Consider the following 12,546-nt stretch of genomic DNA (forward strand, 5'->3'; position numbering starts at 1 on the left):
CGCCAACGCATCGGCACCGTGCGCATGGACCAGCGCATCCACGTCCTCGCGGGTCAACTCCTCGTTCACCAGGAGTCGCACCGGCGCGTCGGCGTACGGTTCCTCTGCGTCGAGCAGGCGCGCGACGAGCGGCGCGAACCCGCGCGCCGCCACCGCGAGCACGCTGGATGAGAAATAGGCGCAGCAGCGGTCGTACCGCACCGCTTCGGCGAGCGCGGGCTCGTACAGCTCCGTCAACAGCTCCGGGTCCGGCGCGTTGACGAATCGCTTCCACTGCCGATCGCGAAGCGCCATCTACTCCTCGTCTTCCGCGTCGTCCTCGTCCTCCGCCTCCTCGTCGGCCTCCAGTTCCGGTTCGTCTGACGAATCGACCGCGGCGAAGAGCCCGCCGTCGATGATCTCCGGCAACCTCTCGGTCCAGTCCGGGGCGGGAAGGCCGAACAGTGGGAACAACAGCGCGTGCCACGCCCGGAACTCGGGGAACTTGGCGGCCGCGCTAGTTTTGCCGCGCTCGATGCGAACCCCCGCCGGGGCGGCCTGCACCAGCGCCGCCATCAGCCGGGCAACAGCCGAGTCCTTGTCCCACCCTTGCTGACGCGCGAGCGAGCGCGCGGCACCTACACCGGCCGTGCCTCCGCCCGCCTCTGCGTACCGGAGCGCAAGTGCATGACAACCGTCAACCGCGGTCTTGTAGGCGGCATCGTTGGGGTGCACCTTACCCCCCTTGCCGGCCTCGTCGGCATCTTCGATTGCCTTGTCGCGACGACGATCCTTGGCCGACTGAATGTTCACCTTGTCGGCGGTGCGCTTCACGAGTCCGGCAGCGGCGAGTTGCGTGACATCCATGCCCACGGCGTGGCCGAGCAGCTTGGCCTCGTTGAAGCGGAACTCCGCAGCACCGAGCACGTCCCAACAGAGGAGCGCGAACTTGCCTTCGGGCTCCACGCCCTCAAGGCCACGCGCCGCGAGCTGCTGGATGCGCCAGTTGCTGACAGCGTCCGAGGCAATGTCGATCGCGCGATCCACGCCCACTTCGTCGCCCGTGTCGGTTCGTACCTCGGCGTAGCGACTGTACACCTCGAGCGCCGGGCCAAACGAGCCGACGAGCTGGTCCACGGCGTTTAGCCCTTCCTTCTGCAACCGGTCGGCGGCCGATTCCGCGCGCTGTCGTAGCTCCTGCTGCATTGCGCGGTCGAAGTAGCCTATGCCGGCTTCGGGGTCTCGCTTGCGGGCTACGCGGAAAACGGTGCTTTGCGCCGCGTTCTTCTTGGCTTGATGCAGGCTGTTCTCACTCTCAGTCTTGATGGGCCAAGTAGCCGTTATGGTAAAGCCCGACCGAATGAGTGAAGTGAAGAGTGCTTCCCACGCCTCCTGCTTCTTGTGCGTGAACATCACCGTGAGGACGCCGTCGTCCTGCAGCACACGATGGCACTCACGAAACGTGCCGGTCATGAGTTCGCGGTAGTGCTGTCGCGCCTTCTCTTTGGCAGCCTTTGCCGTTTCGCCGTCGTCGCGAAAGCGGCTGATGTTGACGACGGCCTCTTCGTCGTGCTCGCAGAGATATGTCGCGAACCAGTCGGGATGGCGGTGCCCTTGCGTTCGCTTGAGCCAGACGTAAAAGAAGTCGGCTAACTCCGAGTACTGCACGTTGTCGTCATAAGGTGGGTCGACGACGACAGCCGCCAGCGTACCATCTTCGATGCCGGGCAGTGCCGTAGCGGAACCCATCGTCAGTCGAACTGGTGAGGCAGATCCAGCGCGTGGGAGTGCGGCGAGCTTTTGCCACGCGTCGATCACGCTCTCCATCGCCCATGCAAGGCCTCCACCCGAGCCGCAAGGAGCCATCTCAGCGTACGTTGACTTAAACGCAAAATCGTGGCGATCAAAAACACTTCGTAGCGTCTTTTCGAGAACATTCCAGGAGGACAGAGCGCTGTTCCAGTTGGCAAACTTGTCAACTACGAACGCCAGCAAATGCTCCACCGCAGCCCCGCGCTCCTCGCCTTCGACTCGTTCGATCTCAGGACGCAGCTTTCGCAACTCCTCGACTAGAACACCCATCCCCAATAACTGCCGGGCCGAGAACATGTCTGCCCATCGTGGCATCCCGTAGACGCGCGGACGTGGATCGCTTGATGCCTCTGGGTACAGCTCTGTCGGAAGTACACTGGCTCGCTCCCACGTCGCCCGATGCGTCGCCAGCTCGTGGCCCGCCGCCTCGATCGCATCCAAGTCCGAAGGCTCCGGCGCCTCGAACATCAAGCCCTGCGGCGTCTTCACCGCGACCGCGTATAGCCGGCTCCTCATCTCTCCTGCCTGCGCCTTGGCTTTGATGTACTCGGCCGGGATCAGGTTGGTGCTGAAGATTGAGATTCCTTGACCCTTCTTATAGCTCGGCGGCGGTGCCTGTCTTAGTTGCCCTCGACCGTCGCCCACTTCGCGCACGCGGATAGACCAAGTGCCCGCCTGTTTGTCCGCCACCGGCTCTGCCACCACCTGAAGCCCGCCCTTTGGTTTGAGCAGCGACCAGTCGGGAACAAGCGGAGTGTCATGGCCCGTGTCTGGGCAGGGCACGGTGCGGGCGTAGATGTACGCGTGAACAAGACCATCCTTCCGCTTCGGGAAGAACTTCACGAGCCGCGGCTCGATGCGCTTCAGCCACTCGCGCCCCCAATGACGAGCACGATCCGCGAACTCCGGCCCGTAGCGGAACGGATAGTCCGTCGTGGCTTCGAGCACACTACAGGCGACAGGGTTGTACTCGTTTGCCAGGGACCGGACGCCGATGCGCGCTGCTTCGAGAGGAATCGATCCGCCTCCGGACATAGGATCGATCACGGCGACGTCCTCACCCCAGAGCTCGCGCATAGCCGCGTGCGCCTGGTCGAGGTCGCGGTCCGGCAGCCCGCGCGTGAACGCACGGCCCACACCAAAGCCGCCCGGAATGCGGACACCCGCGTCCATCAGACGTCGAATGCGAACGAGGTCGCCGCTCGGGCGACCGAATCCCAGCAACCGTTCAAAGACATCCCGCGGAAAATCCGCGGGCAGCAAGGAACCAAGCACCGCGGCGCGCGAGGCTGTCAAAGGCCGCCGGGCCCACCAGACATGCATCCGCTTGTCGGGAGGCTGCTGACCCGTAGAACGCTCGCGGATGCATTCCACGCCAATCGCTGCGGCCGGCAGCCACTCTTCGATCAGTACCCGTGGCTTTCCGCCCGTCCCCGTCATCGCCGCGCGCGCCTTCGCCTGCGTCTGCGTCATTTGGTTGCCTCAGTGAGAATGCGTAGCGCACGTATTGCTCGGCGCCCGTCGCGTCGCGTCATTGTCGCAAGCCACCACGCCGCCTCGGTAGCGTCGGACTCCTTGAGCTGCGCGGCCGCGCGTGACAACCGTCCACCGTCGCGCAGTCCGCTTGCCACCAGTGCATAGCACGCCACTCGTGCCCCCCAGTCGGCGTCGAGGGCGTGGTAGGGCCCCGTCGCCAACCGCACTCCCGCCGAACCGCCAGAGCCTCTCACTGCCGCGCGGAGGAGCGGCATCGCCGCCGCAAAGGCCAACGGCGAGATAGCCTTGATGCGCGTTAGGCGTTCCAGGTGCTTCGCCGTGAGGGTGCGCCGATACAGAATGCCGGCATCCCCTTCTCGGCGGCGAACAACGCGTAACGCAAAAGACGCTTCGCGCACCATCACGCGGCACCGCCCGCACTAGGCCCAAAGCGGCAGCTCACGCGGAAATCATCACCGCGATTCGCGAGCGCCTTCAGGTGGTCTCCCGCCATCAGCAGCCCCGCATCGAACTCCAGCGTCAGCGAAGCCTCGAACGAATCGGAGGACGTGAGCGAGTTGGCGATCGCCGTCGCCACATCGAGCGGCTTCACGGGATGTGTGTGCTTCACGCCTTCGATGTTGAGCCCCATGGTCCCGCCACCCTTCACTTCTCCGGCGACCGACACGTTGAGCGAGATGCTGCTCGCGCCGAACGGCTGCGCCAGTTGCGAGAGAAGCTTGGCGCCGGCCGTGGTACGTGCGGTGAGCACGAGCTGCGTGAGCGGGCGCGAAGCGGAGGCTTCTACCGCCTTGGTGATGTCCGCCGTGACGAGGTCGCCCGCAGGCGCAGACGGCGGCGGCGGGGGCGCTACTGGCTGGGTGCCCGACGACCCACCGGACGGCGCGCTGTCCACTGCCGTCCACCCAGCCACGGCGGGAGCCGAGGGGAGCGCCACGAGCACATCGTCCGACAAGGCCAGAGTGTTCAACGTGCCGTCCTTAACTCGCCGGCGCGCACCGGTGGGCCCTTCAACTACGCCGTCCCGATCATACGCGCGGCCGTCGCCCACTCGCAGCACCAACTGGCCGTCACGCACACCGCGCAGCAGCGTGCGACGCGTCAGTTCATCGTCCGGCACGAGTCTGAGCCCCGGCGCGCTGAGCAGACGCTCGTGAACCGCGCTCGCTGTCCACACATCCGTCTCGCCCGATACCGGGACGGCACCCTTGAGATACTTCTGGACCAGCAGCTTCGGGTCGAGTGCATCGGTGGCACCAAAGATCAGCGCCTTGTCCTCGAGGAACCGGCGCAGCACCTGCTGCCCCTGCGGTGCTTTGAGAATCTGGTCGTCGCCGCCTTGGAAGGTCTCGTCGATCGCGTACGCGCTGCCGTCGGCGAGTACGACACGGTCGAAGGCGCGGCGACCCTGCACACGGAACTGCTTCTCCAGCTCCGGCTTGAGACGCTTCAACTGTTCGCGAATCAACACGCCGGAATCCCCGGTGCGATACTCGCGCTCCAGTTCTTCGGCAGCCATCAACGACTGCGCACGCTGCACGGCGGCGCGATAGGCTGCGTCGGTTGGCGCGACCGCGACCAGCGCATTGATGAAGCGCCGCTTGATTGGCGCGCCCGGGTCGCGATCGTCGCCGTGTGCGGCCGTGGACTTCCCCTTCGCTTCAGAGTGGCACAGCACGAGCTGGAACTGCCGACCGTCGCGCACCGCATTCGCGAACTCGCGCCACTTGCGCACGCGGAAGCCCGCACCGGCGAAGTACTGCTGTGCTTCGGTTTGCACACGCGCCTCGGCATCGGCGAGCGGGATGCGGTTGCGCCGCTCCTCGATTTGCTTGCGCACGTTGGGCTCAACGCGAAACTGGTAGCCCGAGCCGCCGTCCATCGGATACGTGTGCCAGCAGTTTCCGATCAGATGGTCCAGCGCTTCCACCGGTTCCTGGCCCGCTTCATCGGGGCGCAGCACTGCGAGCGTAAGATCGTCCGGCGTGAGTCCCGCGTTTGACGTACCGGGAAGACTCTCCACCATGAGGGCCGATGCCACACGCGAATGGATGCCGCGTGCGCCGCTGTCGAGTTCACTGGCGTGCGCGATTACGTCCGCCGAAACGGCTGCCTCGAATTGTTCCTTTGTTGAGCCGTTGCAGCAGGTCGCCACGAATGCGTGTGCTTGAGAAGTCCACCTCGCCCGCTGTGATGAGGTCGACGTCGTCCTTGCGCTCCCACACGTCGCGAATGATGCGCGCGAACAGGCGCAGCACACCGCGGGAGCGTTGGAAGTCGGCGAGCGCGCCGAGGCGGTCCTTCGCGGTATCGAGGAGCCGGGGGTGGAACGGATACGAGTCGGCGATACGCTTGGCGTATTCCTCGGTGCGAGCGTTTGCCGGAAGGCTGCCGGGATGTTCATCGGCGACGCGTGCATACAGCGCGTGATACGCCTTGGCCGTGTCCGACGCAGCGTCCACATCCACCGACTCGAAGAGCCGGCGGGCGATCACCTTGGCCGATTCCGAGCCGATGGGATCGAAGTCGCTGGTCTTGCGACCGAGTAGTTCATCGAGAGCGCGAGCGGCGACGAGCACCTTGCCCAGGTCGGCCGATTCACCCGCGTAGCTGGGCTGGGCGCCGGGGTCGGTGACCACCAGTACCGTCTGCGGCCGGCGCGACGCGATGGCAACCAGCTTGTTGACGACGTTGAGTGTGTTCTTGCGTCCTTGGTCGTCGAGCCCGGAGAGGTAGAGCACCAGCTCGTCGAGCAGAATCAGCACTGGGCCGTCGGGGAGGAACGCCTCGATGGCGGCCTCCGTCGGCTGGGCGGCGACGTCGTCAGCCGCCCCGAGTGTCGTGACCGCCGAGGCGCCGCCGAGCAGGTACGCCAGCTCGCCAGCAAGGCTTTTGACCACCACCCCACCGTGTTGGGCAAAGACCGGGTGGCCAGCCTTGGCGCCGTCCACGGCGGCCACGTGCACCGTCTTGGGGCGCCCTTGGGCGGGGAGCAGCTCGACACCTAGCCCGGACTTGGCGACGTTGCCGGCCAGGTGCCAGAGGGTGAGCAACGTATGCGTCTTGCCGCCGCCAAAGCCCGTGCTGAGACGCAGCGCCAGGCCGGGCTCCTTCTCGTTTGCGAGCGCCCCGAACACCTCGCGCACAATGCGCACGAGGTCGCGCGCTGGGTGCGTGTTGCGGAAGAAGAGCTGCGGGTCGAGGTACACCTCCGGCGCACCGGCGTGTCCTGAGATGACATCGCCGAAGTCCGCCGCGAAGATCGCGTCCTTCAAGTCGCCGGCGAGGACGTCAGCCCGTGGTGTGCAATTGGTTAGGATGCCCAAGAGATCGTTTCCGTTGGTCAGTGGTGGTGCTTGGCAAGGAAATAGCGCCGCTTCGGGTCCTGCGGTCCGCTTCCAACTTCGCGAACAAGCCCGTTACCCACTAGGCGGGCCAGGCGGGTGCGGGTGGCCCGAGGGGTCAGGCCAATGACCGCGGCGATCTCACTGGTCAATTTGCCCTCCCCGTCTGACAGTCCATCGACGATGGCCTGGTCGGTGTCGTCGAGCGTGGGGCGGTTGACCCGTGAGGTGAAGATGGTCACGCGAAACCTCGTCGCGATCTCCTCAAGCCGAGGGTCGGCCAGCCCCGCGTCGCGGCACGCGGCGGTCATTCGCTGGATGCCGCTTCCCCACTGCTCGATAAGGCCGAGGGCATGGAAGACGCGGCCAATTACTCGGTTTCGGAGCTTGGAGATGCCATGCTCAAGGTCTGCGACCGTTAGGCCGAACGGGAGCAGACCAGGGTTCTCGATCTCCAAGCGGTCGTCGAAGATCGAGATACGAATCGGTGCGCCGCGCTGCGCGTAGTCCGCGTGGGCGACCGCGTTGATTACGGCTTCACGCACGGCTACGGGCGGGAGGTTCCAGCGATCCGTTCGGCGGACTCGCCCGATGTCGGCACTGTACAGGGAGTGCTTCTCGATGAACGCGATGGCGTCCTCGATGGCGCCGACCGGGAGACCGCGGAACTCGGCCCGGTCGAGGATCTGGCTCTTGTCCAGGCCGTCGAAGCGCCCCGCTTGGATCCACGCGTCCGGAAAGTGGTGCTCGCGGTCGCGTCCGAAGAGCAAGACGCCACCAACAGTCGGGACGGTGTGGCCCTGATACGTGGTGAGGAGCCGCAAGGACTCAAGGTCGCGCTTTCGGAGCGTCCGGGTGGGCTTGAAGGACTCGGAAGCAGCTCGGAAGTCGAGTGCTTCCGAGTCGAGGTCGGGCATCGGCTGCTCGTCGTACGTCTCCCCACGGGCCGTGCGGCGGAGCTCCTGCAGCATGTCCTCGTCCGCGCGGCGGTTGGTGGAGCCGACGCGCACATAGGTGCCGGACTCCGCCCCCTCGCGCTTGAGATAGTGCGGTCGCGCCGCGCTCGGGTGGACCTGAATGGCGATGACCTGCGTTCGGCGCCACGGCAGGATCTCGATCTCCGGCAACAGCCGGGGCGCGATGGAATCGCTCACGATACTCGCGATGCGCTCCTCAACATCGAGAGCATCTGGAACCCCACGCACATTTCGAGAGCGGTCTTCAACCCCACAAGCAGCGTGCCGCCCGCCGTGTTGGCAAAGGCGACCAGGGTCTTGAGCACGCCATCCGGGGAGGACAGGTCGCGCTTGAACTCGAGGGTTTTGCCTTCCGGGCGGGTGAGGATCTCGACCAGGTCCATATGCTCGGAAGTATGCTACGAAGTGCCAGTGGGGGCAAGCTTCCGAGTACGTTGCCCAGTAAGACGTGCGACCCGACGCTAAACGGACCCGAAGACTACGGTCTTCTTTTGATCATGTTGCTCGAATCGCTACGCCCCCGGCGCAGCCAATCCCTTTCGCATCTACTGCTGCGCGGGCCCGTCCTCCCATCTTGCTTCCCGAAAGCTACAGAGGCAATTCGTACTGATGAGGTCCATAAGCAAACGGAAGCTCTCGATGACGCTCCACGTGGGCCGCCAGCGCGCCATAGAATCGTGCTACGCTGTCAAAGTCCACGAACGATAGGGAGGCCATTAACGCTGACGCGTCAACGACACCACGATCGGCGCCCCCAGAAGCTCTACGCCACTGGTCAAACACACCGCTTTTAATGAGGCGGCACTGGCGAGTTCTCAAATCTGCTTCGTCATGTTGGGACTGAAGCGCGGACCCAAGCGCGCGCGCAACGTACTCCGCCAACCGCGGGCCTAGCAGAGCGCGTCCGTGAAGCGCACTTCGGACGGCTCGCGCCACATTACCAGCCGGGTTTGGGTTTGCCTCGAGATTCAATTCGAGTACTCCCTCTCGCAATTCCGCGATGTATTCGTCGATCTCGCGGATGCTATAGAGAATTTCCGAATCCAATCCGTACGTTACCGCATCCCACGTGAAGAATGTCGTATGAGGGAGAGCACGAAATCCACCCTGCGATGACACGTGCCCCGCACTGAACGCCCACGTCGCACTGAGCGGCCAGACATCGAAGCGCCAGTGCCCCGCACGGAGCCTGTATCCACCGAATCGATTTCGAATGCCACCAAAAGGATAGAGCGCCTCTCCAAGAGCAGTCGGGTCGTCAGTCGACACAACCAAATCGAGGTCAGAACGAAACGCGGACGGTCTAGCGAGAGCAAGGTCTCTGACGGCCCTCCAAAGAGCGCCGTCCTTCCCACGGAACGGATGGCGTTCAAAACGCTCGTCGCCTCAGCGCTCGAACGCATGGCCAGCTCAAGGAGAGTCTTCACTCGGCCAGCGAGCTCGTTGCCATCATTTACAGGGGCCGCATCGTGCCGACCGGCAAGCGCCGCTTGCACCTGTCGAATTCTCGATTCGGCGGCGTTGCCACGCACTCTCTCCGAAACACTCCTTGCGAACGCATATGCGCCTTCAGCGCCAGAGTCGTTCTGCGCGCTTGCTGTTCGTCGACAAGGGGTCTTCGTTGAATTCGTCGGAGTAGCGGGCATCTATTCTCGAAATACTACGGTAAACTCGGCCGGCCTGGGGCCATCCACCCTACTGTACAAACCCCGAGTGAACAGTAACTCTCGGAGTCTCGCAGCATCAGATCAAAAGGTCTAACTCAGGTCCGCTGCTCGCCGCCAAGCGCAAGCGTAGAGATCGCGAACAGCCTAGTTTGGCACTGCGACATCGGCGCTAGCCACCGGCCGCGACGCGCAGCAACCCTCGAGAAGCGAACTCTTGGTGAAGCGACATCGCGAATGAGTCCGTCATACCCGCTATCATGTCGGTCAGGAGCTGCAACTCGCCATAGAGCACGGGTTGCACCGGCACGTTCGGGGACTCGAACACGCGTCTGTAGTTCTCAGATATGAGCGCATAGACGTACGCGCTTTCTGCACTGAGCCGCGGTCCGACCGGTTTCTGCCGATCAGCACGGTCGCAGATTGCACGCCAGAAAACGTCCATGAGTTCGTGAATCACCTTGGCGCCCCGAGCCTCGAGGCCGAGGACGTTGCGATGGTTGTACGCGACGCGACGATCAAATTTCTTGAGAGACTTCGAAAGCAAGCTCGCACGGCTTGCGGATATCAAGTCCCCCTCGAAGCGACCCTTGAGGATCGCATCTAAGTTTGCCACGAATGCGTCTGACACGGCCCCAACCATTGCGGTCATGGCGTATGCCCTAAACTTCTGCATGGATACGTCGTTCGTTTCGCCGGGAGAGAGGTTACTCCCACGCAACTTATTACGGTCGTCAGCAGCGCGACTCAGTACGTTCTCTAGGAGCGTGCTTGCTTCAGATTGAGGTTCATCTTGGACGCTTGCCCGCAGAAATTCTTCGAGATCCGGGAATGATGCCAACGCCTTCTTTACCGCGTCCTCGGCATCCACAACCGAGTATGCAATGTCGTCACACGCCTCCATGATATAGGTGAGCGGATGGCGTACCCGTTCGGCAATTCCGGTTTCGCGCCGCACCTCTTCGACAATGTGCGACTCAGACTGAAAGAAGCCCGCCTTCTTTGCGCCGGCGTATGTATCATCCTTGTTGGCACGGTCCGATGGGACCGTGTACTTCAGCAGTGCAGCAAGAGTACCGAGCGTCAGGTTCAAGCCGCGGTCATCGTTAAGAAGTTGAAGCCTCGCGACCAACCGGAAGGTCTGCGCATTCCCATCGAACTTCAGAAAGTCCTTCTGCATAGCGAGCGATAGTCCGGCTCCATCAGTGAAGAGGGCTGATGACTTTCGCTCGAACCACTGTTGAATCGCGCGCTCGCCTTGGTGACCGAACGGTGGATTGCCAAGATCGTGAACGAGTCCGATGGCAAACAGCATCGCAGGCAAATCGCGTTGCGGGCGCAACCCCGGATCGATGACGTCCCTTAGCGGGCCGAACGCCAGCCGCGTTCCGATACTGCGAGCGAGCGCAGCGACTTCGTGCGAATGCGTCAAACGATTTCGTACGCTGTCGTGCTGCTCCAGTGGGAAGACCTGGGTTTTGTCTCCCAACCTGCGAACTGGCGTGCAGAACAAGATTCGGTCGGCGTCGCGCTCGATCGCGGTCCGGTTATCGTCCTCCTCCACGGCAGGAGTAGCCGAAGGAGCGCCCGTTGGTTTCTTGCGTCGATTGGGATTTAGCAGGGATGCCCAATCCAGAGGCTTGTCCATCATCGACGGGTCGTTTGATGCCATTGCTGTTTCGGAAGTCATGTCCGGAAACTGAGATCGAACGGAGCAAAACGCGAGCGGCGCCGTGGTCTGACCTGAGGTGCGCTTTCAGGAACGCCAAGAGGCCGCAACCGTCCCACCAGGGGCCAACCACCCGCCCCGCCCCGCGCGACGACTCGGCGGCGCGGCGGCGCGGCGGCGCGGCGGCGCGGCGGCGCGGCGAAGCGCCTCTGGACTAACGCGCAAGTAGGGGCCAGGGCTGTGCCAGACGGCCCAGGTGGGAATGTCAGGTGTCGGCCGAGAATCTTCTAAGTACCTGACCTCCTTAGAGTTAACCGCCCCGTTGACAGCGGAATCTCAAAACGGTTTTCCGGCCACTCCCCCCAGGAGGTGTGCCCGTGGAACGTCAAGTTCGCCAGGGCGCTTCCCCCCGACTCGCCCTTCGCGGCGCGTACGGCGTTAGGCGGTGATGCACCAACGCTGGCCCGGCGCCTCCTCGCCATGTCGCACGACGACTTCGTCGAGGCATTCCGCGGCTCGGCCATGAAGCGCGCGAAGCTGCCGGGACTCAAGCGCAACGCCGCCGTCGTACTGGGGAACGCCGGAGGCGCCGACGACGTCGAGCGGCTCGCGCAGGCGCGCGACAGCGCAGAGCCGCTGGTGCGGGAGCACGCCGAGTGGGCGCTGGAGCAGCTCCAGCAGTAACGCTCGATCGCGCATCATCCCAGCGTGCCTCGCGTTAGGAGACGTTACTGCTCCAACCCCTTGCTGCCGATCTTGATGCGGTCGACCGGAACACCGAGCAGTCGCTCGAGGTTCTGGCGCGCCCCCTGACGCGCCTCCTGCAGCAGCCGGTCATCTCCCGTCTCAACCCCCCGCATGTAGGTCGAGTAGTTCACCCCCATCATGATCGCGAGCAGTTCGGTTGCCTCCTGCTTCTCGCGATCCGAGAGCCGCGCGATCGACGGATTGGCGGCGAGCATGCCGCGAATCTGGTTGAAGACGGCGCGCTCCTGGCTCATCGAGACCTTGAGCGCCTTCTTTTCCGCCAGGAGTTGCAGCCGCTCCAGCGGATCGGCGCTGCGCTTGATGCGCGGGTCCTTGTCGTAGGGCACCTCGTGCAGGTCGTGATACGTCATGTAGGTGTTCACGACGTAGTACTCCAGCGCGTAGGCGAGATCGTGCTCGGGAAAACCGTCGGTGCGCGCCGTCCGCGTGTAGAGGTCGAGCAACGACCCGAAGAAGCGGACCGACGCGTCGCGCGCGCTCCCGGCCGCCGCCCGCTCGGAGAGCACGGCCGGCAGGATCGGCGCTCCGGAGTGCCGGAACGCCGAGGGATTCGCCGCCTCGGTTGCCGCGGCGCCCCCCGACTGCGCCCTGCCCGTCCCACCAGCGCCCTGACGCTGCTGACTCATGTCGGTCGCGCGTCGGTTGCTCAGGATGTTGTTCAACAGGGAGGTCTTGTTGATGTAGTCCTGCACGGGGTTCATCCCGATCTGCGCCAGCGCCGGCGAAGGCGTGGCGACGAGCGCGAGCGGCGCGAGCAAGGGGACGAGGAAGGCGATCGGGCGCGAACGCATGAGGCTCCGAGATGTGGCGGTCGGATCTGTTACACCACCGCCGCC

General features: G+C 64.1%; 6 protein-coding genes and 1 pseudogene. 1 reads left to right on the plus strand and 6 read right to left on the minus strand.

Annotated elements, in window-relative coordinates; all coding sequences use genetic code 11:
- Window positions 1-294: 294 nt before the first annotated feature.
- The 5 genes and pseudogenes from IPN47_15250 to dgt form a co-directional block, all read right to left on the minus strand.
- Complete coding sequence (locus tag IPN47_15250; GenBank protein ID MBK9409372.1) at window positions 295-3,264, minus strand: DUF1156 domain-containing protein; 2,970 nt, start codon at window positions 3,262-3,264, stop codon at window positions 295-297.
- Window positions 3,265-3,688: 424 nt separating this feature from the next.
- Entirely contained in the window at window positions 3,689-5,443 is a 1,755-nt protein-coding gene (locus IPN47_15255) for a hypothetical protein (protein MBK9409373.1), read from the minus strand.
- A complete protein-coding gene (locus IPN47_15260; GenBank protein ID MBK9409374.1) occupies window positions 5,364-6,563 on the minus strand; it encodes an ATP-binding protein in 1,200 nt (399 codons plus the stop codon). Before IPN47_15260 ends, IPN47_15255 begins: the two co-directional genes overlap by 80 nt.
- A gap of 68 nt (window positions 6,564-6,631) precedes the next feature.
- A pseudogene (locus tag IPN47_15265) lies at window positions 6,632-7,992 on the minus strand (putative DNA binding domain-containing protein).
- A 1,453-nt stretch (window positions 7,993-9,445) separates the two neighbouring features.
- Window positions 9,446-10,921 carry a dNTP triphosphohydrolase gene (gene dgt / locus IPN47_15270; protein ID MBK9409375.1) on the minus strand — a complete coding sequence of 492 codons (1,476 nt, stop codon included), beginning with the start codon at window positions 10,919-10,921 and terminating at the stop codon, window positions 9,446-9,448.
- A 390-nt stretch (window positions 10,922-11,311) separates the two neighbouring features.
- Between dgt and IPN47_15275 the strand changes: the two genes are divergently transcribed.
- Window positions 11,312-11,626, plus strand: coding sequence for a hypothetical protein (locus IPN47_15275; GenBank protein ID MBK9409376.1), 315 nt, complete (start codon window positions 11,312-11,314; stop codon window positions 11,624-11,626).
- A 44-nt stretch (window positions 11,627-11,670) separates the two neighbouring features.
- Here IPN47_15275 and IPN47_15280 read toward each other — a convergent pair whose 3' ends face one another.
- Window positions 11,671-12,501, minus strand: a complete 831-nt coding sequence (locus tag IPN47_15280) for a hypothetical protein (protein MBK9409377.1) — start codon at window positions 12,499-12,501, stop codon at window positions 11,671-11,673.
- Window positions 12,502-12,546: the final 45 nt, after the last annotated feature.

This window comes from Gemmatimonadota bacterium, assembly GCA_016719105.1.
Classification (GTDB): domain Bacteria; phylum Gemmatimonadota; class Gemmatimonadetes; order Gemmatimonadales; family Gemmatimonadaceae; genus SCN-70-22.